The sequence below is a fragment of the Streptomyces sp. NPDC107538 genome, from assembly GCF_055657445.1.
On sequence record NZ_JBVKAY010000001.1, the window covers coordinates 1162883 to 1182612 of the forward strand.

The following is a 19730-nucleotide window of genomic DNA, read 5'->3' on the forward strand; positions in this document are numbered from 1 at the left end:
TTGACCGCACCGGTGGCCCGTCCTGACACTGGTCTCAGCGGAACCGTTTCAGCGGGGGCTGTGTCCTCCTTCGCGAAGGTGGTTCCACGCTGAGCAACCACCCGGTGAAGGGGGATCACCATGGGGCAGGTACGCGAGGGGGCGCGCATAGCGGCCTGGGCCGTCGCGGGGGTCCTCGGCCTGGCGGTGCTCTACGTGATCGGGGCGTTCGCCTTCGGCGGCGCCGCGTGGATCACCGCACCGTTCCGCGGCGAGACGGCGGAACGCGAGAACACCGTCGGCTCGGGCGTGTTCCGGCAGTCCACCTATGAGCAGTTCTTCGAACTGTGCGAGGCCGTGCAGAACGCCGAAGGGACGATCGAGGCGCTGGAGGAGGAGCGGAAGACCGCTTCGGAGACGCGCACGACACAGATCGACCAGTCGATCACCGCGCTCAGGGCCACACGCGTCGAGTCGGTCAACGAGTACAACTCGAAGGCCGCGCAGGAACACCGCGCGCCCTTCCGCGACAAGGACCTGCCGTACTCGCTGGACGCCGACGCCGAACGCACGACGTGCACCAACTGACCACCGGCGCACCCCGGAAAGAGGGCAGCACCTCATGAAGAACGTCGTACGCATCGCCCTGGCCGCCGTCGTCGCGCTCGTCGTGGGCCTCGCCCTGACGTCCTGCACCGACTCCAGCCAGGACAAGGAGAACCAGGCCAAGCAGGAGAACTACGACCGCCTCGTCGCCCAGCAGCCGGCGGGCCGCATGGAGTACTCACCGACCCGCGAGGCGATCAACCAGTGGGTCAAGACGTGGGGGAAGCGCGGCAAGCTCTCGTACGTCTACATCCAGAACGCCAACGGCGAGTACGGGTACTTCATCATGAAGGGCCTGCCGGTGCCGCGCTGCAAGATGCTCACCCCGACCGAGAGGGTGGAGCACTCCGACGGCGGCGTCGCGGTCCTCGCCCAGCCCGGCATGGACGGCACGTACACGACGGGGTCCACCTGCAACGCCTATTACGGCTTCGACGCCACGACGGACGCCTACATGGAGTTCACGGTCGGCACGAACCAGTCGTTCTTCCTGTTCGACAAGCCCATGACGATGCCGGAGTACGCCAGCGCCAAGCAGATGGGGCCGACCTCGGTGAAGGACGTCGAGAAGAAGCCCTGACCCCGCGGGGCCTCGTCCTGGCTGAGCGCGTCGTTCAGCTGACGCCTCCCGTCAGGGTGTCCGAGGCCCAGCGGGCGACGCGCTCCGCGACCGGGTCGTCGCCGTCGCCGTCGCTGTCGAGGAGCAGGCGGGAGAAGGCGTCGCGCTCATGGGTCAGGATCGCGGCCTCCCAGACGCAGGGGGCGAGGCCGCTGCGCCCCGGGCGGAGTTGGTCGGGGCGGCCGGCCGGGCCGGTGAAGACCGCCAGGTCCGACATGTACCCTTCGATCCAGCTGTGGACCAGGACGTAGTCGCCGTCGCCGCCGGCGTGCACGACCAGGACAGCGAGTCCCAACGACCCCCGGTGGCGGCCGAGTTCCAGATGCGCCGCGGCGATCCGCAGGGCGGCGGCGACGTCCTGCTCCGTCACGGCGCGGCCCGGGGCCTCCAGGGCGTACGTCTTCACCAGATGCCCGCCGGCCTCCCGGGTGCCCGTGGCCCGTGCGACGCGCTCGTGGTGCCCCCGGGCCAGGGCGAGCAGGGCGTCCGTGTCCACGGACGGCGGCAGTTCCTCGTGATCACTCATGCGTCCATCATGCGGCCGGTGCGCGCCCTTGACGGGTTTCCCCTGGGGCGGTCCCGGTCATTCCGGGGGACACGCCAGGTCGATCAGGCGGTGGACGACCGTGGTGGGGAGCGCCGGGTTGCCGGCCGCGGCCTCGGCGGTCTCCGGGTCGCGGAGCAGACGGACGAGGGCCGGCACGGGGAGGCGAGGGTTTCCGATGGCCGCTCGGCGGGTGCGGGGGGTGGAGTGGAGCAGGCGCAGCACCGTGCCGGGCGAGAGCCGGGGGTCGGCCGCCGCGCGTGCCCTCACCGGCTCGTCGGGATCGTCGGCGAGACGCTCGGCGAGTTCGCCGGTGGAGTCCGGGGCGTCCAGGGCCAGTCGGCGCCGCAGGGGGTCGGGATCGTCGGCGAAGCCCAGGAGGAGGTGGCGGGGGAAGTTCGGACGGGCGAGCACGGTGACGGGACGGTTCCTCTGCCGGATCGCCACCTCCAGCAGGAGTTCGGCCGGGGCGTCCTCGCAGAACTCGGCGAGGAGGGACCGTACTTGGGGATCGGGGTCGTGGGAGAGGCGGTCCACGACGTCGGGGGACAGACGGCGGGCCCGCGCGACACCGCGCCGGATCGCCACGCTCGCGGAGGCGGCCAGCCGGCGCATCGACTCGGGGTCGCCATGGAGTTCCTCGACCCACGCCACACGCCAGTAGCCGGTGCCCGGGGGAAGTCCGGCGCCGATCTCGGCACGCAGCGCCTCGGTCGCCCTGGGGTGGACGGCTGTCGCCGCGCGCACCTGGAAGTCCTCGTCCCGCGCCGGCAAGGCGAGCAGATCCGCGTCCAGGCGCTCGTTGCGGACGACGGACATCCGCAGTCCGTACTCCGGGTGGTGGACCAGGTGTTCGGCGAGGTCGCGGTCGAGCACCTGGCAACCCGCCGCGCGCCGCTGTTCCGTGGAGGTCAGGGCGTCGAAGTCCGACCGTGACATCGGCCGGTCGAAGGCGGCCTGTCTGCGGGCGACTTCCCTGACCTGAGGCGCGGGATCGTCGACCAGCGCGGACCGCCGGTCCGCATCCAGCCGCGCCCAGGCGTAGGCGCAGGCCTCCGCGCGCACCTCCGGGTCGGGATCGGCGGTCAGGGCCGTACTCAGCCGCTCGGGAAGGCCCCGGAACCACAGGGCTCGCACGCGGATCCGCGGATCCGGGTCGCGGACCCAGCGTTCGAACTCGGCCTCCGGCACCTTCGGGCAGTGCCAGGCGGCCACCGCCCGGAGGCAACGGCGAAAGCCTTCACCGGGTTCACCGGCGATCAGACGAACCCATTGATCGATGTTCATCTCCCTCTGGAACTCCGCGAGTTGCAGGCGGATTTTTCGCTCGGGGCGCGCGATCGCGGCGTCGACGACCTCGGCCGGGAGTGACCTGCGGACCACCAGGTCGGGCACCACGCCCAGCAGCCGCACCAGCGTGTCCGGCGGTGCGACATCGCTCAGGCCGCGCAGCCAGGCCCGCCGTATCGACGCCTGCGTGGCCAGGGCCTCGATGCCCACGAACAACTCCGCCCAGTCGTTCCCGGCATCCCCTGTACCTCGCGTCGACATGCGAACACGGTAGCTGTCACCGGTCGGCGGGGCGGATTGTCAGTGCCGAGTGCTTCGATGACTCGCGCAGGTCCTGCGAGACGCGCAGCACATGTCGGGACGATCGGGATGACCGGGATGACCGGGGTCACAGGGATGACAGGAGAGACCATGACGCGTACGACGCCGCCACGGACGTTGGATCTGGCCGCGGTGTTCCCGGAGTTGGCCACGATGTCGAGGGGCGTCACCCGGCTGCATCCGCGGACGGGTGCGCCCACGGTCGCGGACAGTTCGGTGGGGGGTCCGCTGCTGTGGCCGAAGGACGAACCATGGCCGACCTGTACGCGCGCGCACGAGGTGTACGAGGTGTCGGAACTGGAGGCGGTGCGTGCGGCCCATCACGTCACGGTCGCCTGGTGGTCCCGACCGGAGGAGGAGCGGCACACTCCCGAGGAACAGGCGATCTTCGACCGGAACACACCGAAGAAGGTCGACAGCCCTCTCACGGACCCGGTGCCGCTGCTGCCCGTGGCGCAGGTCTACGCCCGGGACGCCCCCGGTCTGCCCGTCCCCGAGGGCGCCGACCTGTTGCAGATCCTGTGGTGCCCGTTCATGGACCACGAGGACGACATCCCGGCCGTCCATGTGCGCTGGCGCAGCGCCGACCAGGTCACGGAACTCCTCTCGCCACCGCCGGAGCCGACGGTGATCGAGCTGGAGGACTACTGGCCCGCCCCCTGTGTCCTGCACCCGGAGCGGGTGACCGAGCTGCCGGCGGCCAACCAGCTCCCCGCCGCCGTGCGCGAGCGCGTGCACGCATGGCAGGAAGACACCGGTCACTACTACTCCCAGTTCGCGACGGCTCCGGGCTGGAAGCTCGGCGGCTGGGGCGTCGTCCCCACGGACCTGGACCCGGGCGATCGCCTGGGCGAGGACGGGGAGGTCCGTCCGCCGCGCTGCGCGTGCGGCGCGGAGACCGAGCCCCTCTTCACGATCGGCCTCGGCGAATGGAACGGGAACGACATGGGCGGTTGGCGCCCGGTCGAGGACGCCGATGCCGACGTCGCCGAATGGCGAGGCTACCCACCCGTCGGGAGCGCGACCACGATCGACCTCGGCGACGAGGAGATACAGATCTACCACTGCCCGGCGTCCCACGAACACGCCCCGGTGGTCGCCCGGGTGTACTGCACGCTGTGAGCCGCGTGTGCCGCCGGGGCGTACGTACCGCCGGTGCCGCACATCCGCCGGAACAGCAGGTCGACGGAGCGTGGTCCTCGGGGCGTGGTCGTCGGGTGTGGTGAAGTGGGGATCATGACGACGAGTGACGTGATCGTGGTGCCGGAGCTGTACGTCGGCTACCCCGGGGTGGCCTTCGGTGGTTACGTCGCGGGCGTGCTGGCGGAGAGGTCCGGGGCGGAGACGGTGCGGGTGGACTTCCGTGGGCCGGTGCCCGTCGGCGTGCCCGTGCGGATCGCCGAAACGGCGGTCGGGAGCGTGGAGGTGGGCGAGCCCGAACAGCCCCTCGCCGCCGCCCGCCCCGGAGAGCTGCCGCTCGACGTGCCGGCCGCGCCCTCCTGGGACGAGGCGGCAGCGGCGGCGGAGAGGTACCGGGCGGCGCCGCCGCCGGGGGTGGTCGACTGCTTCGGCTGTGGCCTGCGCACCGCCGAGCGCGGTCTGCGGGTGCACTGCGCACCCGTGCCGGACCTCGGCGTCGTGGCCTGCGCCTGGACCCCGTCCCCCGCCTTCGCCGATCCGGACGGCCTCCTTCCGCCCCGACTGGTCTGGGGCGCCCTGGACTGCCCCGGACACTGGGCCGGCCGCTTCCTCGGCACCCAGCGACCCGGCGCGGTCACCGCGGCCCTCACGGGCACGATCCTGCGCCCGGTCACCCTGGACGAGCGGTACGTCGTGTACGCGTGGCTGCTTGCGGAGTCCGGCCGCAAACACACGATGGGCGTCGCTCTCACCACGGCCGACGGTGAACTGTGTGCCGCGTCCGAGTCGCTGTGGATCGACCCCCGGCCCACCGCGCCCTGAAGCCACCGCCGCCGTCCCCGAGTTGGCGACCAAGGTGCCCCCGGTTCCCCGACCGTGCCTTCACAAACAAGGCACATCTGGGGAATGAGGGAGCATCGGCAGGGCACACGGAGCGGCAGGAGGTCGATGACTATGGTTCCCCTGCTACTGGTTCTGCTTCTCGCGGTCGTCCTTTTCGGTGCGGGTTTCGCCGTCAAGGTGCTTTGGTGGCTGGCCATCGCCGTGCTGGTGCTCTGGCTGCTGGGCTTCGTGATGCGGTCCACCACCACGGGTGGTGGCCGCGGCCGCTGGTATCGATGGTGACGTGATCCGCAGCACATCCACCCTCGTAGGGCCCGGCCGTCACGACGGCCGGGCCCTACGCGCGTGCCTCGGTGCGATGGTCGTAGTAGGCCCACACCGCCACTCCCGCCACCAGGGTGAGCCCGACCGCCAGGATCCGCACGACGCCGCTGGTCGCGAAGGCGACCAGGCCGGTGGCCGCCCCTCCGCACAGCATGATCACGCGGCTGACGACGTACTGCCGCGGCGGCCGAGGGGCCTCGCGGTCCTGGAGATCGTGCAGGGCCTCGCGTGCGGGCCGGTCGGAGCCGCGCCGGGCGCGTGCGCGGTACGCCAACCCGTAACTGATCAGGGCGTACAGCGCCAGTGCGCCCAATGCCCAGAGCCAGCCCTCACCGTCCGCGCTTCCTCCCCGTGCCAGATACATGACACCCTCTCCTCCCTTGAGGACTCCTCGCACCATGGCCCGCCCGGCACCTCGTCCGGCCCCCGTCTCGGCACGCCCTGGCCGTCCGGATCCCCCAAGTGCCCGCTTCTGAACGCGTCGTGCGCGTATGGGCCGGAAAGACACCGCCCGGGAACCGCCGTGGAGTCAGAAGGTGAGCACCACCCGCCCCCGGTGGCCCGCTCGGCCGGCAGGGTCCGGGCCACTGGCAAAAGGTGCGGCAAGGGGGGATGAAACCCTCCCTGCCAAGGGTGGGGTCGGTGGTGCGAGACTTCCCGCCGGCTGCTACGTCAAGATCGTGCGCGCGATCGAGCGGACCGCCGCCCGGAAGTGAGGAGCGGCCCCATGCATCGCGCGACGGCTACCGCTACCACGCCGAACCCCTGCCCGACCGACTCCCTGCCCGACTGACTCCCCGGACGATGCCGTGACCCCGACCACCCGTTCCAGCCTCGCCCGCGCCGTGCCGACCGCCTTACTGCTGGCGGCGACCGCCTGTACCGACGAGGCACCGCCTTCTCCCGCCGCCCGACCCTCCGCCTCCGCGGCACAGGTCACGGCGACGCCGACCGCCACCGCACCGGCCCCACCCCCGGATGACGAGAACACCGCCATGAACCTCCGCCTCACCCTCGACGGCCAGCGCGTCGACGCCACCCTCGACGACAGCGTCACGGCCCGCGACTTCGCCACCCTGCTGCCGCTGACCCTGGAGCTGAGCGACTTCCACGGCACGGAGAGGATCGCCGACCTGCCCCGTCGGCTGTCGACCTCCGGCGCCCCGGACGCCGCCGCGGCCGAGCCCGGCGACCTGGCGTACTACGCGCCCTGGGGCAACCTGGCCTTCTTCCACCGGGGCAGCGGCTCCAGCGACGCCGGCCTGATCATCCTCGGCCGAGTGCACGCCGACACCGAACTCCTCGCCACCGCCGGCACGGTCACCATCGAAGCCGCCCCCTGACCCGGGCACTCCCTCACTGGGAGACAACACGTGAACCCCGCCTACGACTTCACCGGCCAGGTCGCCTTCGTCACCGGAGCCGGCTCCGGAATGGGCCTGGCGACCACCCGCGCCTTCGCCGAGGCCGGCGCCGCCGTCGCCCTCACCGACATCGACCGGGCGGCCCTGCACACGGCCGTCGAGGAACTCAGCGACGCCGGGCACCGGGCACTCGCCCTCACCTGTGACGTCAGCGACGAGGACCAGGTCGCCGCCGCGGTCGACCGCACCGTCGAGACCTTCGGCCGCCTCGACATGGCCTACAACAACGCCGGAATCCAGATCCCGCGCAGCGACGCCGCCGACGAACCCGCCGCCCGCTTCGACCACGTCAACGCCGTCAACCTCCGCGGAACATGGGCCTGCATGAAGCACGAACTACGGCACATGCGCGCCCGGGGCAGCGGCGCCATCGTCAACTGCTCCTCCCTCGGCGGCCTGGTCGGCCTCCCCGGCCGCGCCTCCTACCACGCCTCCAAGCGCGGCGTGATCGGCCTGCGTGGAAGGCGGCTACGTCGCCCGATAGCCGCGGGGGAGCCACCCTCACGCGCGATCCACATGGAGGGCCGACGACAGCGCCCTGGGATGAACCGTGTAACCGCTCGGGACGTACTCCTGGTTCGACGGTGCGATCGTTCGACGGTTCGGCACAGGGAGGGGACCGGGTCATGGAGGGTGTGCCCATGGTGCGGGCTCCGTTCGCGAAGGAGAGCGTATGACGACCGGAGCGGATTTCGTCTTCGCGGACTCCGAGCCGATGGAGCGGGGCGACGAAGGCGCCGACGCGGTGCCTTCGGCCGAGGAGTTGCTGGCGGTGCACGGAAGAGCCGTCCTGGACTACGCGGCGCTGTGCACGGTGCCGCGCCGGGGCGCCGCGGAGCGGCTGGCCGGGCAGGCGTTCCGGAACACCCACCGCGACCTGGCACCGCATGTCGGCGTCGACTTCCCGTGGCGCCCACGGCTGCTCGCGGCCGTCCTCGACGCCGCCCGCGCATGGCGCGCGGACGACAGACGCCCGTCCCTCCACCCGGACCTGCGCGACGGCACACCCGGCGACGTACGCCCGGCGGCACCGGCCCCGGCACCAGCACCGGCACCGGCCACGGGCCCCGGCAGTGGAGCCGCAGGTCTGGTCCTGCGCGCCTTGCGCAACCTGCCCGACCGTGTGCAGTTGCTCCTGTGGCACATCGAGGTCGAGGGCGAGGACCTCGAAGCGGTGGCACCCCTGCTCGACGCCGACCCCGCCCTCCTGAACCCCGAGCGCGCCCGCGCCCTGCTGCGCGACGAATGCGTACGCGTTCACCTCGATCGCGCACCCGACGAGTGCTGCCGTCGTCTCAACCGGCTCATCGACGTCCACGCCCGCCGGGGAACCGCCGAGATGATGGCGGAGGTGAGCGACCACCTCGATGTCTGCGCCTACTGCCGGGCGGCGGTGGACCAGTTGGACCAGTCCCCGGACCGCCTCCCCACGCTGCTCGTGGACGCCGTCCTGGGCTTCCGTGCCGCGGACTACCTCGCGACCCGGCCCGCCCGCCAGGTGCTCGCGTCGGCCCGGGCGCGCTCGGAGCCCGTCCCGGCACCCGAGGACGAGGAGACCCGGCCGCTCGCCCCGTCCGCTGCCGCGCCTTGGCGGCGCCGGTGGCCGCTGCTGGTCGCCTCGGGGGTGGTGCTGTGCGGGGTGGTCGCGGCGTCGCCCATGGCCCTCAGCGGAACCGAGAACGACCGTGAGGCGGCAGGCGCTTCGGTGCCCGGAGCCACCGGGAGCCCCTCCGCCGCCGGCCCCGGACAGCCCGCCGTACCCCCGTCGCCCGACCCGTCTCAGCCCGACCCGTCTCAGCCCGACGGGGCGTCGGCCCCCGGCACGGGTGAGCCCCCGGCCACCCGGCTGCGCAACGCGCGGACGGGGCTCTGCCTCGACCTGCGCGCCTCCACGGAGTCGGAGGTGGAGGGCGTGCCCGCGGTGACGGCGGAGTGCGGGGCGTCCCCGACCCAGCTGTGGTGGCTGGAGGACGGGGGACGACTGCGCAACCAGGCGGCCCCCGACCTGTGCCTGAACGCCGAGCCGCAGGGCACCGTCGCCCTGCGGCCGTGCGCCGACCCGGAGGGCGCGGACGGTGAGGAGTCCGTCGACGACGGGGGCGGCGACACGCGGTACGACCTGGCGGCCGACGGTCTCCTCACGCTCGTGACCCAGCCGGGGGTGGCCATGACGCCCATTCGTCTGGCCGAGGGGGCGGTCATCCTCCTGGAGCCCGTCCCGCAGGACAGGATCCGCAGGTCCCAGCGCTGGAGCGTCGACGAGGACGGAGTCTCCGCCCCCTCGTCGTCGGAAGCGGTCCGGGCGGCCTCGGCCGAAGGCTGAGGCCGCTGCGCCTCAGGCGCGGGGCAGGTACTCCTTGCGCCACTTCGTGAACTGGCGTGTCGGGTCTCCGGTGTACGACCAGGGAGCGCGGGTCGCCCGCTGTCCGATGATGTTGAACAGCGAACCGGCGATGTCCCGGAGCCCGGCCGAACAGGCCGCGTGCGCCAGGTAGTTGAGGTCGCGTACCTCCCCGGGCGGGGGTGCGCCGTCCGCGCGTCCGGTGATCCAGCGCTGCCAGGTGCGCCGTACGTCGGCGGCGGCGCCGTCGTGGCTCCAGTGCTGGCCGACTCCGACCCCGGCCGGCCGCGCCCCGCCCTCCTCCTGGAGGGTGCGGTACTCCTCGACCCGGGCGTACTGCACCAGCACCGGCAGCGGGGACCCGGCCGGGGCGACACCGGCCGCGTCCCGGGCGAAGTCGTACATGAGGCCGTGCGAGCCGTGCCAGCGCGACGAGTAGTAGTGGAGCACCTGGAGGTGGCCCTCCACGCTGAACGGGTCGCGGTCGTACAACTCGTCCCACCAGCGGGCCAGTTCCTGGCGGCGCACCCCGTCGCCGTAGAGCCGGGCCACCGAGATCAGGGAGATCCACGGCGTCGGGTCGTCGGGGCAGGCCTCGGCGGCCTCGAAGCAGGCCACCGCGGCGCCGTCGACGCGGCGCGGGTCGATGGGCACGCCCCGGCCGGCGGCGATGGCCAGGTTGAAGGCCCGCGCGGTCTCGGTGGCGGCCCGCAGCACCAGGGCGTCCGGGCTGCGGGGTTCGGCGGCGAGCCAGGACTCCACGGTCGAACTGCCCGCGCACGCCTGCGCGAGCAGCCGCACCCGGTGGCCGCGGGCGACCCAGTCCGGGCCGGTCGCGCGCAGCAGCGCGCGGGGGCCCTGCCAGCGGCCGATCACGATGTCCTGGCGGGCCGAGGTCAGGGGCCCGTCCCCGCAGTCGGGGTCGAAGTCGGGTGCGAAGCGTTCGCGCGCCATCGGGGTCCCTCTCAGAAGTCGGTCGGGAGACCCTCGTGGGCGTGGGACCGTTCGGCCGCCGCGGCGGCGGCCGCGGCGTCGCCCGCCGCGGCGTCCGTCCCGACGGCCTCGGCGGCGTCGAGCCGGGCCGGCCGGTAGTACTCGCTGCCCTTGCGCCAGTACCAGAGCATCGGGATCACACCGACCCCGAGGCCGCCGAGTCCGATCGTGATGGACGCGCTGCTCAGCTCGCCCAGGGACTCGACGAGCACCCAGAACATGAACAGCGCGCCGAACAGGGGCCACAGCCCGCCGAAGACGAAGTTCGACACGGACTTCAGCAGCATCCTGCGGTAGGCGACGACCACCGCGAGCCCGGCCAGACCGTAGTAGACGGCGATCTGCAGGCCGATCGCGGAGATGGCGTCCGCGAGGATCTCGCCGACCGAGCCGAGGGCGTTGGAGGCCACGAACATCACCAGCGCCACCCCGCCCACCACGGCGATGGCCACGTAAGGGGTGTTCCAGGTGCGGTGGACACGGCCGAGTGCCTCGGGCATCGTGCGGTCGCGGCCCATGGCGAACAGGGAGCGGGTGACCTGGATGAGGGTGGTCTCCAGGGTGGCGATGGTGGACAGCATCACGGCGACGATCAGCAGCTTGCCGCCCAGGCCGGGCCAGATCACCTCGCCCAGGACTGCGAGGACGTTGGCGTCGTTCCGCTCGATCTGGGAGTCGGTCAGGATGACGTTGACCGCGATGGTGAAGACCTCGAACAGCAGGAAGACGATGCCGACGCCGATCAGACCGGCCAGGCCGGTGGTGCGGCGGCTGTCGCGGGTCTCCTCGCTGAGGTTGCTGGTGACGTCCCAGCCCCAGTAGTAGAACGCGGCGATCAGCGCGCCCGACGCGAAGCCGCTCATCCCGTCGAAGTGGCTGAAGCCCAGCCAGGACCACTCGAAGGACCGGGCGCTGCCGCTGTGCGTCAGCGCCAGGAACGCGAACAGGGCCAGGATCACCAGCTCCACGCCCGACATGATCAGCTGCGCGCGGACGGTGAGACGGGCGCCGCCGAGGACGACGAGCAGCATGACCAGGAACCAGAAGGCGCCGACCGCCGTGGCCAGCGCGGTGTTGTCGGCCAGGTCGGCGTCGAAGAGGGACAGCGTCATCGCACCGGCGGGCAGGGAGCCCGCCACCATGAAGATGGTCGCGGAGATCACCAGGGCCCAGCCGCTGATGAACCCGAGGAAGGGGTGGAGCGTGCGGCCCACCCAGGAGTAGGTGGCGCCCGCGTTGACGTCGATCCGGCTGAGATAGCTGAAGGCCAGGGCGATGCCCAGCATCGGTATCGCGCAGTACAGCAGGGCCGCGGGGCTGGCGAGGCCCACCGCACCGACGAGGACGGCGGTGGTCGCCGCGATCGAGTAGGCGGGCGCGCTGCCCGCCACCGCCATGACCACCGTGTCGAACGTGCCGAGGGCATTCGCCTGCAGCCCTCTGCCCCTGCTGTTGCTCATCGATGCGCTGCCTTCATGAGGACACGACGGACGGACGCCATGGGCCGCCGGCGTGGGGAGGTCGGGAATGACGCAGCCTCGGGCCCGGAGGGGGGAGGGCGGGCCTGGGGTGGGGGACGCGGAGTGCTTCGGGCGCCAGCGAGCGGCGACCGGATGATCACACCGTGTGTGCGAGTGATGATATCCACGTTGTTTGAGGGTTCAAGATTGACTGGTGGGTAATGTGCCGAGTTGACGAAGATTTCACGTCACGTGGTCGAGGCGGCCAGGTTCTCGGCGGTCTCGCGGATGGTCGGGTGGCGGTACAGCTCCCGTAGCCGCAGCGGCGGCAGGCCGTGGGCGCGCAGCGCCGCGCCGATGCGGACGGCGAAGAGGGAGTTCCCGCCGAGTTCGAAGAAGTCGTCGTCCAGACCGACGGGCCTGCCCAGGATCTCGCTCCAGATCTCCCGGAGGCGGCCGGTGAGATCGTCGTCCGCCGTGGCGTTCTCCGCCGGGGTCTCCACGGATGCCGGTGCCGGTGCGGGGAGCCGGGTCGTGTCGAGTTTTCCGTTGTGCGTCAGGGGGAGCGACTCCAGGGGCGTCACCGTGGCGGGGAGCATGTAGGCGGGCAGGATGCCCGCCGCCCGGGTGCGAACCGTGGACGGGGTGCCGCCGCTGAGGACCACGTACGCGTCGATGCGGGCGGTGGCGGCGTCGGCCGGGTCGTCGTGGTGGACGGCGACGGCCGCCGACCGCACGTCGGGGTCCTCCAGCAGGACCGCGCGGATCTCGTCGAGTTCGATGCGGAAGCCGCGGATCTTGACCTGGCTGTCGATCCGCCCCAGGTGTTCCAGGCACCCGTCGGGGCGCAGTCGGCCCAGGTCACCGCTGCGGTACATCGTGCCGCCGGTGAACGGGTCCGCCACGAAGCGGTGGGCGGTCAGTTCCTCCTGGCCGAGGTAGCCGAGAGCGACGCCCGCGCCGCCGACACAGATCTCACCGGCCACGCCGGGCGGCAGCAGCCGTCCCGCCTCGTCGGTCACATAGAGGTGCCAGCCCGGCAGCGCGGGCCCGACGGAGCGGGTGGCGGTGAGCGCCAGGTGCCGGGTCAGGGTCTGGTGGGTGACGTGGACCGTCGTCTCGGTGATGCCGAACATGTTCACCACCCGGCAGACCGACTCGGGATGCCGGTCGAACCAGGGCAGCAGCATCCGCGCGTCGAGCGGCTCACCGCCGAACACGACCAGCCGGACCGCGACTCGGGTGTGGTCCACGTCCAGCAGCTGGGCGAACGCCGACGGTGTCTGGCTGAGCACGGTGACCCGCTCGGACACCAGCAGGTCGCGGAAGCGGTCGGGCTCACGGGAGAGGAAGTACGGGACGACGACCAGCCGTCCGCCGGTCAGCAGACAGCCCCAGATCTCCCACACGGAGAAGTCGAAGGCGCTGGAGTGGAACCAGGTCCACACGTCCTCGGCCCCGAACCCGTACACGTCACGTGTCGCGTCGATCAGGGCGACGGCATTGCGGTGCGGCACCTCGACGCCCTTGGGACGGCCGGTGGAGCCGGAGGTGTAGATGACATAGGCGGCGGCGTCGGGGCCGACGGTGGGGAGCGCGGTCGCGTCGCCGTTCTCCGGTGCCGCGTCGAGGAGTTGGTCCGGTGTGACCGCCGCGCAGCCCGGCACGTCCGGGAACGCGGACAGCCGGGAGATCACCACCCGCGCCCCCGCGTCCCGCACGGTGTGGGCGATACGGTCCGCCGGATACGCGGGGTCGACGGGCACGTACGCCGCACCGGCCTTGAGGACGGCCAGCAGCGCGATGACGAGTTCGGCGGTGCGCTCCAGGCAGACGCCCACCCGGTCCCCGGCGGTGACACCGTGGGCACGCAGACCGTGGGCCAGGAGCGTGGCACGGTCGTCCAGTTCGCGATACGTCAGACCGACCGCGCCGTCGGTCACGGCGACACGGTTCGGTGTCGCGTCCACGATCCGCGCGAACGCCTCGGGCACGCCGGTCGGGGTGCTCACCAGGGGGTGGGCCGGCCGGCCGAGTGCCGCGACCCGGGCGCGTTCGGCGTCGTCCAACGGATCGACATCGTCGGCACCGGTCCGGGGCGCGCTCAAAATCTGCTGGTGCACGCGTACGAGATGCCGGGTGAACTGCACGGCCATCTCCGTGGACACGTACGCGCCGACATGGTCGCAGCGCAGCCGCCAGCCGTCGGCGTCCCGGAAGACCGACAGGGTGAGGGGGAACGGCGGTGCCAGGCAGGGCACATACGCGCCGGGCACCTCCGCCTCGTCGAAGAGCAGACCCACGAACGCCGGACCGTCCGCGGGGGAGGGCTTCAGCTCACCGAGGGTCGGCGCGTTCTCGACGGTGAGGAAGCCGTGGTCCGTGCCGACGACGGGCCTGCTCTCCGCGTCGTAGCGGCGCAGGGTGACGGCGAGGGCGGCGAGCCACGTCGCCTCGTCACCCCCTTCGGCTTCGGTGAGGGAGAAGAGGTGGGGCACGGTGGGGCCGTCCTCACCCAGCCCCCACGCGGGCGGGGGTGCGGGCGTGGAGGCGGCCGTGGGGGCGCCGGAGTCCGCCGGGGCCGCGGCCGGGTCGACGGGTTCACCGGCCGCCAGCCGCGCCAGGGCCGTACGGTCCCACCGGTCGCGCGGGGCCACGACGATCAGGTCGCGGTGGCCGTCGGCGTAGCGCAGCAGGACCTTGCGGGGCGCGTCGGCCGGGCGGGCGAGTTCGGCGCGGCGGCGGCGCTCGGCGAGCGGGTCGGCCGCCGGCACGGGGACGTCCTCGATCCACAGCCCCGGCTGTGCCGCGAGGTCCGACGAGCGGTCCGAGAGGTCCGAGCGGACGCGCACCGCGTGGCAACGGGCGGCGGCGGGGTGGAGGGAGCCTGACACGGGGGGTACTCCTTGTCGTTCAGGGGGGTGGGCGGCGTACGGGGGCTCAGCGGGCGCTGAACCCGCCGTCCACGGTCAGGACCGAGCCGGTGATCTGCCGGGACTCGTCCGAGGCGAGGAAGACCACCGCGTGCGCGACGTCCTCGGGTTCGATCAGCGCGTTCATCGGCTGGGCCTCGACGAAGGTCTTCTCGTGCTCGTCCACCGGGACGTCGAGCGCCCTGGCGATCTCGGTGAGCATCCGGCCCTCGGCCCGCGCGTCGTCGCGTACCGAGCCGGGGCAGACCGCGTTCACCCGCACCTTCGTGGGCGCGTAGTCGAGGGCGGCGGCCTTGGTCAGGCCGACCACGGCGTGCTTGGCGGCCACGTACCCGGCGAAGTGCCGGTAGCCGACGAGCCCGGCGGTGGAGGCGACGTTGACGATGCTGCCGGACCGCCGGGCGCTCATCGCCTTGCCGACCTCGCGGATCACCCGCCAGGCCCCGGAGAGGTCCACGTCGATCATCAGGGACCACTCCTCCTCACCGATCTCGTGCACCGGCTTGCCCGAGGGCGCGGCGATGCCCGCATTGTTGACGGCGACGTCGATCCGGCCGAACCGGTCCTCGGCCAGGGTCACCGCCTCCCGCACGGCACGCAGGTCACGGATGTCGGCCACGGTGGTCAGGACGGCCGCGCCCGCTTCCCGGCACAGCGCGGCGGTGTGCTCCAACTGCCCCGGTGTGCCCAGCGGATAGGGCACCCCCGGCAGGTCGGCGCAGAGGTCCAGCAGGGTGAGGTCGGCGCCCTCGGCGGCACAGGCGAGCGCGGTGGCCCTGCCCAGTCCGCGGGCGGCGCCGGTGACGAGGACGGACTTGCCGTGCAGACGCATCGGGAACTCCTTGATGGTCGGGTGGGGGGTCTACAACACGGTCGAGACGATCAGCCGCACCAACGCGGGCGCGGCGTCGGTGAGATACATGTGGCCGCCGGGGATCTCGACGTACTCGAAGTCGCGGCCGGCGACCTTGCTCCAGGACTCGGCGTCGTCGTAGCCGACGAGGTCGTCGTCCTCGCCCCGCACGACCGTGAGGGGCACGTCCAGCGGGGCGTCGGTGGACGGCGTGTACCGCTCGTGCATCTCCACGTCCGCGCGCAGCGCGGGCAGGATCATCTCGCGCATCTCCGGGTCGTCCAGCGCGGGATGGTGATACCCGGCGAACTCACCGACCCGCGCGAGGAAGTCCTCGTCGGACAGGCCGGTGGCCCGCCGCTCACGTCCCCGGGCCGGTTCCGGCGACCCGCTGACGAACAGGTGCACCAGCTCGACGCCCGGCTCCGGGGCCAGGCGGTGCGCCAGCTCGTAGGCGAGCACCGCGCCGAGGCTGTGCCCGAACAGAGCCACCCTGCCGCCCCGTTCACCGAGCCGCTCCCGCAGCTGGGCGATTAGTCCGTCGACGGCCTGGTGCGCGTCCCGGTACGGCTCCTCGTCGATCAGCCGCTCGCGGCCCGGCAGTTGCAGCGGCACGATCTCCAGCGCGTCCCCGGCCAGGGCGGTCCAGGGCCGGTAGAACGAGGCGCCCGCCCCGGCGTACGGCAGGCAGATCAGCTTGGTCGTGTCATGCGTGGTCATGGGTGCGGGGCTCTCCTTGTGAGTGGGGTGCTTCATGGGCGCCTTGTGGGCGAGGAGTTCCGGGGCGCGGGCCGGGCGCGAGAACCCCGGCGAGTTCCGCCGCCTCGACGGCGACGCGCAGCGCGTCGGCGGCGCGGTCCGGGCCGGGTAGACCGGGGCCCACCGGCATCAGGTTGAGCGTGGTGGCGCCGGCCTCGGCGAACGCGGTCATCCGCTCGGCGATCCGCTCCCGGGGCCCGAGCAGTGAGGTGGCGTCGAGGAAGTCGAGCGGTACGGCGGCCATGGCGCCGGGGTAGTCACCGGCGAGGAACCGTTCCTGGACGGCCCGGGCCTCGGTGCCGAAGCCCATGCGCTCGGCCAGCTGGGTGTAGTGGTTGTCCTCCCGGCCGCCCATGCCGCCGAGGTACAGCGCCGCGTATCCGCGCACCCGGCGGGCGCAGGTCCGCCAGTCGGGGCCGGTGACCAGGGGGACCCCGGGGGCGATGTCGAAGCCGTCGAGGGTGCGCCCGGACTTGGCGAGGCCGGCCCTGAGGGGGTGCAGCTGCTGGGCGGCGTGGGCGGGGGAGAAGAACACCGGGAGCCAGCCGTCGGCGATCTCCCCGGCCAGTTCGAGGTTCTTCGGGCCCAGGGCGGCGAGGTAGACGGGTATGCGCTCGCGGGGCGGCCGGATGGTCAGGGCCAGCGCCTTGCCGGGGCCGTTCGGCAGGGGGAGTGTGAAGTGGCTGCCTTCGTACGCCAGCGGCTCCCGGCGCAGCGCGCGGCGCACGAGGTCGACGTATTCGCGGGTACGGCCCAGCGGGGAGGCGAACCTGACGCCGTGCCAGCCCTCCGAGACCTGGGGGCCGGAGACTCCGAGGCCGAGCCTGAACCGTCCGCCGGAGAGGGTGTCGAGCGTGGCGGCGGTCATCGCCGTCATCGCGGGCGACCGGGCGGGGATCTGCAGGACCGCGCTGCCGACGTCGATCCGGGTGGTGCGGGCGGCGATCCAGGACAGGACGGTGACGGCGTCGGAGCCGTAGGCCTCCGAGACCCACACGGCCGAGTAGCCGAGGTCTTCGGCGAGGGAGGCGAGCGAGAGGTTGGACGCGTCGTTGCCGCCGACCCAGTAGCCGAGATTGAGGCCGAGACGCAGGGTGGGGACGGGCATGGGGGCTCCTGTGGGGGACACGGACGGGGCGCGCTGCCGGGGGCCGCCGCGCCGAGTGGCGGCGGAGTCGACCGGCGGTCACGGTCACGGTCGCGGGGTAGCTGTCAGCGGCTCGTACGGGTGCGGTAGCGCCAGGTCGACAGGGTGATGAAGACGGCGGCGAGCAGTACCGAGCAGCCCGCCGTGTAGAGCACGGGGTGCTGGGCGGGCCAGTCGTGCTGGACGCGGAAGCCGGCCGGGGGAGTGTTGCCGAACAGATGGCGCAGGGCGTTGGCGAGGGAGGTGATCGGGTTCCAGGCGGCCACGGTGGACAGCGGGCCGGGCAGCGACGAGCCGGAGACGAACCCGGAGGAGATGAACGTCGCCGGGAACAGCCAGATCAGCCCGAGGCTGCCCGCCACCTGGGCGTTCGGCGCGATGAGGGCGACGAAGACGCCGATCCACGACATCGCGAAGGAGAACAGCAGCACCAGCAGTACCCCGGCGGTGATCTCGACGGGCCCGGTGTGCGCCCGCCAGCCCATCAGCAGTCCGCAGACGGTGGTGACGGCGACGCTCGCCAGACAGGTGACGAGATCGGCGGTGGTCCGGCCCAGCAGCAGGGACACCCGGGAGATCGGCAGGGCGCGGAAGCGGTCGACCATCCCCTGTTCCAGGTCCCTGGAGAGCCCGACCGTGGTGAAGGTGGTGGTGAAGGCCACCGTCTGGGCGATCAGACCGCCCATCATGTACGAGCGGTAGGAGTGGCCGCCCAGGCTGTTGCCGAAGACGTACCCGATGAGCAGGGCGTACACGACCGGCTCGACGAGGCAGGAGATGAGCAGGCCCGGGGAGCGCCGCAGATGCAGCAGACCGCGCAGGGCGAGGTCCGCGCTCTCCGCGGCCACCCGGATCACCGGGTTCCGGCGGGCCGCGGTCGGCCGGAGTACGGGGTGGGCGGCGCTCGGTCGCGGGCCGCGCGCGCCCCGGTCGTACGGGGGCGTGGAGGTGTCCGGGGCGCGTACGGGGGCGCTCATCGGGTGACCTCCCGGCCGGCGTGGTCGGCGTGGACCGTGTTGATGGCGTCACCTGCGTCGACGGATCCGACGGCGTCACCGGCCTGACCGGCCTGACCGGCGTCACCGGCCTGACCCGTGTGGCGGGCGTGGCCGGTCAGGCCGAGGAACACGTCGTCGAGGGTGCAGCGGCTGAGGCCGATCTCCAGTACCTCGACGTCCTCGCCCTCCAGCGCGGTGAGGGCACGGGCGAGCGCGGCCCGGCCGTCGCCGGCGGCCGCCTCCACCCGCCGGGCGCGGCGGTCCACCGCGGGGACCGCGCCGGTCGCCCGGGCGGCGGCGCGGGCGGCGGCGTCGAGCTGGTGGTCCTCGGCGACACACACGACGAGCCGGTTCCCGGCGGCCGCCTTGAGCGCGTCGCTGGTGCCCTCGGCCACCACCTGCCCCCGGTCGATGACGGTGATCCGGTCGGCGAGCCGGTCCGCCTCCTCCAGGTACTGGGTCGTCAGCAGGATCGTGGTGCCCCCGGCGACGAGATCGGTGACCGCGTCCCAGGTGTCCAGCCTGCTCTCCGGGTCGAGTCCGGTCGTGGGCTCGTCCAGGACGACCAGTGGCGGGGAACCGACCAGGGCGGCGGCCAGATCCAGCCGCCTGCGCATCCCGCCCGAGTAGGACCCGGCCGGACGTCCCGCCACGTCGGTGAGCCGGAACCGGGACAGCAGATCGTCGGCGACACGGCGGGCCGTACGGCGGCCCACCCCGCGCAGTTTCGCGAGGAGATAAAGATTCTCGAAGCCGGTCAACAACCCGTCGACCGTCGAATACTGCCCGGCCATTCCCAAGGTCGCACGTACCTTCTCCGGTTCCTCCGACACATTCCAGCCATTCACGAAAGCGTGTCCGCGATCCGGCCGGAGAAGGGTCGTAAGAATCTTCACCAGAGTGGTCTTACCGGCTCCGTTCGGCCCCAGCAGGCCCATGACCTCACCGGTTCTCACCTCCAGTTCGACTCCGCGTAACGCATGGTTCGCCCGATATTTCTTGTGGAGGTCGTCGATGACGACGGCCGACCTGCTCGACGCATGCACGGAACCGTTTCTACGCCACTCCAGGGGGCGCGTCGATCATGGAAGCGTCAAGGTTTCTTGTCCGTTCGATGGCCTTGTTTTAGGTGTACTTGAAGCTTTCAGTACGGGTT

At 72.4% G+C, this 19730-nt stretch carries 18 protein-coding genes and 1 pseudogene; 8 read left to right on the top strand and 11 right to left on the bottom strand.

Going from position 1 to position 19730, the window contains the following annotated elements; translation table 11 throughout:
* Positions 1–120: 120 nt before the first annotated feature.
* Both ACZ7MG_RS05145 and ACZ7MG_RS05150 read left to right on the top strand, forming a co-directional pair.
* Positions 121–567, top strand: a complete 447-nt coding sequence (locus ACZ7MG_RS05145) for a hypothetical protein (protein WP_471394250.1) — start codon at positions 121–123, stop codon at positions 565–567.
* A gap of 34 nt (positions 568–601) precedes the next feature.
* On the top strand, positions 602–1165 hold the full coding sequence (locus ACZ7MG_RS05150; RefSeq protein WP_471394249.1) for a hypothetical protein: 564 nt from the start codon (positions 602–604) through the stop codon (positions 1163–1165).
* Between the two features lie 34 nt (positions 1166–1199).
* Here the strand turns inward: ACZ7MG_RS05150 and ACZ7MG_RS05155 are convergent, their stop codons facing one another.
* Together ACZ7MG_RS05155 and ACZ7MG_RS05160 are read right to left on the bottom strand one after the other, a co-directional pair.
* The gene (locus ACZ7MG_RS05155) at positions 1200–1730 is read right to left on the bottom strand and encodes a hypothetical protein (RefSeq protein WP_471394247.1); all 531 of its coding nucleotides are present in this window, start codon (positions 1728–1730) and stop codon (positions 1200–1202) included.
* 57 nt (positions 1731–1787) lie between these two features.
* The gene (locus ACZ7MG_RS05160; RefSeq protein WP_471394244.1) at positions 1788–3299 is read right to left on the bottom strand and encodes a PE-PGRS family protein; all 1512 of its coding nucleotides are present in this window, start codon (positions 3297–3299) and stop codon (positions 1788–1790) included.
* A 150-nt stretch (positions 3300–3449) separates the two neighbouring features.
* On the opposite strand from ACZ7MG_RS05160, the gene ACZ7MG_RS05165 reads away from it, so the two are divergent.
* The 3 genes from ACZ7MG_RS05165 to ACZ7MG_RS05175 all read left to right on the top strand — a co-directional run bounded on the left by ACZ7MG_RS05165 (position 3450) and on the right by ACZ7MG_RS05175 (position 5624).
* The gene (locus tag ACZ7MG_RS05165; RefSeq protein WP_471394243.1) at positions 3450–4481 is read left to right on the top strand and encodes a hypothetical protein; all 1032 of its coding nucleotides are present in this window, start codon (positions 3450–3452) and stop codon (positions 4479–4481) included.
* Positions 4482–4595: 114 nt separating this feature from the next.
* A complete protein-coding gene (locus ACZ7MG_RS05170; protein ID WP_471394241.1) occupies positions 4596–5321 on the top strand; it encodes a hypothetical protein in 726 nt (241 codons plus the stop codon).
* A 132-nt stretch (positions 5322–5453) separates the two neighbouring features.
* Positions 5454–5624 (top strand): hydrophobic protein, encoded by a 171-nt coding sequence (locus ACZ7MG_RS05175; RefSeq protein ID WP_471394312.1) that lies wholly within the window; start codon positions 5454–5456, stop codon positions 5622–5624.
* Positions 5625–5679: 55 nt separating this feature from the next.
* Here the strand turns inward: ACZ7MG_RS05175 and ACZ7MG_RS05180 are convergent, their stop codons facing one another.
* The gene (locus tag ACZ7MG_RS05180; protein WP_471394239.1) at positions 5680–6030 is read right to left on the bottom strand and encodes a hypothetical protein; all 351 of its coding nucleotides are present in this window, start codon (positions 6028–6030) and stop codon (positions 5680–5682) included.
* Between the two features lie 445 nt (positions 6031–6475).
* Here ACZ7MG_RS05180 and ACZ7MG_RS05185 point away from each other — a divergent pair, with 445 nt between their 5' ends.
* The 3 genes and pseudogenes from ACZ7MG_RS05185 to ACZ7MG_RS05195 all read left to right on the top strand — a co-directional run bounded on the left by ACZ7MG_RS05185 (position 6476) and on the right by ACZ7MG_RS05195 (position 9413).
* A complete protein-coding gene (locus ACZ7MG_RS05185) occupies positions 6476–7009 on the top strand; it encodes a cyclophilin-like fold protein (protein ID WP_471394236.1) in 534 nt (177 codons plus the stop codon).
* A gap of 30 nt (positions 7010–7039) precedes the next feature.
* A pseudogene (locus ACZ7MG_RS05190) lies at positions 7040–7546 on the top strand (SDR family NAD(P)-dependent oxidoreductase); the annotation flags it as partial.
* Between the two features lie 217 nt (positions 7547–7763).
* Positions 7764–9413: a ricin-type beta-trefoil lectin domain protein gene (locus ACZ7MG_RS05195; protein WP_471394234.1), complete on the top strand. Its 1650-nt coding sequence runs from the start codon at positions 7764–7766 to the stop codon at positions 9411–9413.
* Positions 9414–9425: 12 nt separating this feature from the next.
* Here the strand turns inward: ACZ7MG_RS05195 and ACZ7MG_RS05200 are convergent, their stop codons facing one another.
* The 8 genes from ACZ7MG_RS05200 to ACZ7MG_RS05235 all read right to left on the bottom strand — a co-directional run bounded on the left by ACZ7MG_RS05200 (position 9426) and on the right by ACZ7MG_RS05235 (position 19620).
* Positions 9426–10385 carry a hypothetical protein gene (locus tag ACZ7MG_RS05200; protein WP_471394231.1) on the bottom strand — a complete coding sequence of 320 codons (960 nt, stop codon included), beginning with the start codon at positions 10383–10385 and terminating at the stop codon, positions 9426–9428.
* An 11-nt stretch (positions 10386–10396) separates the two neighbouring features.
* On the bottom strand, positions 10397–11884 hold the full coding sequence (locus ACZ7MG_RS05205; RefSeq protein ID WP_471394228.1) for an APC family permease: 1488 nt from the start codon (positions 11882–11884) through the stop codon (positions 10397–10399).
* A gap of 248 nt (positions 11885–12132) precedes the next feature.
* Positions 12133–14778, bottom strand: a complete 2646-nt coding sequence (locus ACZ7MG_RS05210; RefSeq protein ID WP_471394226.1) for a non-ribosomal peptide synthetase — start codon at positions 14776–14778, stop codon at positions 12133–12135.
* 46 nt (positions 14779–14824) lie between these two features.
* A complete protein-coding gene (locus ACZ7MG_RS05215) occupies positions 14825–15649 on the bottom strand; it encodes an SDR family oxidoreductase (RefSeq protein ID WP_471394223.1) in 825 nt (274 codons plus the stop codon).
* Positions 15650–15679: 30 nt separating this feature from the next.
* On the bottom strand, positions 15680–16390 hold the full coding sequence (locus tag ACZ7MG_RS05220; protein WP_471394220.1) for a thioesterase II family protein: 711 nt from the start codon (positions 16388–16390) through the stop codon (positions 15680–15682).
* Positions 16377–17537 carry an LLM class F420-dependent oxidoreductase gene (locus ACZ7MG_RS05225; protein ID WP_471394217.1) on the bottom strand — a complete coding sequence of 387 codons (1161 nt, stop codon included), beginning with the start codon at positions 17535–17537 and terminating at the stop codon, positions 16377–16379. The genes ACZ7MG_RS05220 and ACZ7MG_RS05225 overlap by 14 nt, the downstream gene beginning before the upstream one ends.
* Before the next feature lie 104 nt (positions 17538–17641).
* The gene (locus ACZ7MG_RS05230; protein WP_471394214.1) at positions 17642–18553 is read right to left on the bottom strand and encodes an ABC transporter permease; all 912 of its coding nucleotides are present in this window, start codon (positions 18551–18553) and stop codon (positions 17642–17644) included.
* Entirely contained in the window at positions 18550–19620 is a 1071-nt protein-coding gene (locus ACZ7MG_RS05235; protein ID WP_471394211.1) for an ABC transporter ATP-binding protein, read from the bottom strand. The genes ACZ7MG_RS05230 and ACZ7MG_RS05235 overlap by 4 nt, the downstream gene beginning before the upstream one ends.
* Positions 19621–19730 lie beyond the last annotated feature (110 nt).

Excerpts from the sequence above, each read along its gene's own strand:
- ACZ7MG_RS05145 (WP_471394250.1), top strand. The coding sequence starts at position 121 with ATGGGGCAGGTACGCGAGGGGGCGCGCATAGCGGCCTGGGCCGTCGCG.
- ACZ7MG_RS05150 (WP_471394249.1), top strand. The coding sequence starts at position 602 with ATGAAGAACGTCGTACGCATCGCCCTGGCCGCCGTCGTCGCGCTCGTC.
- ACZ7MG_RS05155 (WP_471394247.1), bottom strand. The coding sequence starts at position 1,730 with ATGAGTGATCACGAGGAACTGCCGCCGTCCGTGGACACGGACGCCCTG.
- ACZ7MG_RS05160 (WP_471394244.1), bottom strand. The coding sequence starts at position 3,299 with ATGTCGACGCGAGGTACAGGGGATGCCGGGAACGACTGGGCGGAGTTG.
- ACZ7MG_RS05165 (WP_471394243.1), top strand. The coding sequence starts at position 3,450 with ATGACGCGTACGACGCCGCCACGGACGTTGGATCTGGCCGCGGTGTTC.
- ACZ7MG_RS05170 (WP_471394241.1), top strand. The coding sequence starts at position 4,596 with ATGACGACGAGTGACGTGATCGTGGTGCCGGAGCTGTACGTCGGCTAC.
- ACZ7MG_RS05175 (WP_471394312.1), top strand. The coding sequence starts at position 5,454 with ATGGTTCCCCTGCTACTGGTTCTGCTTCTCGCGGTCGTCCTTTTCGGT.
- ACZ7MG_RS05180 (WP_471394239.1), bottom strand. The coding sequence starts at position 6,030 with ATGTATCTGGCACGGGGAGGAAGCGCGGACGGTGAGGGCTGGCTCTGG.
- ACZ7MG_RS05195 (WP_471394234.1), top strand. The coding sequence starts at position 7,764 with ATGACGACCGGAGCGGATTTCGTCTTCGCGGACTCCGAGCCGATGGAG.
- ACZ7MG_RS05200 (WP_471394231.1), bottom strand. The coding sequence starts at position 10,385 with ATGGCGCGCGAACGCTTCGCACCCGACTTCGACCCCGACTGCGGGGAC.
- ACZ7MG_RS05205 (WP_471394228.1), bottom strand. The coding sequence starts at position 11,884 with ATGAGCAACAGCAGGGGCAGAGGGCTGCAGGCGAATGCCCTCGGCACG.
- ACZ7MG_RS05215 (WP_471394223.1), bottom strand. The coding sequence starts at position 15,649 with ATGCGTCTGCACGGCAAGTCCGTCCTCGTCACCGGCGCCGCCCGCGGA.
- ACZ7MG_RS05220 (WP_471394220.1), bottom strand. The coding sequence starts at position 16,390 with ATGACCACGCATGACACGACCAAGCTGATCTGCCTGCCGTACGCCGGG.
- ACZ7MG_RS05225 (WP_471394217.1), bottom strand. The coding sequence starts at position 17,537 with ATGCCCGTCCCCACCCTGCGTCTCGGCCTCAATCTCGGCTACTGGGTC.
- ACZ7MG_RS05230 (WP_471394214.1), bottom strand. The coding sequence starts at position 18,553 with ATGAGCGCCCCCGTACGCGCCCCGGACACCTCCACGCCCCCGTACGAC.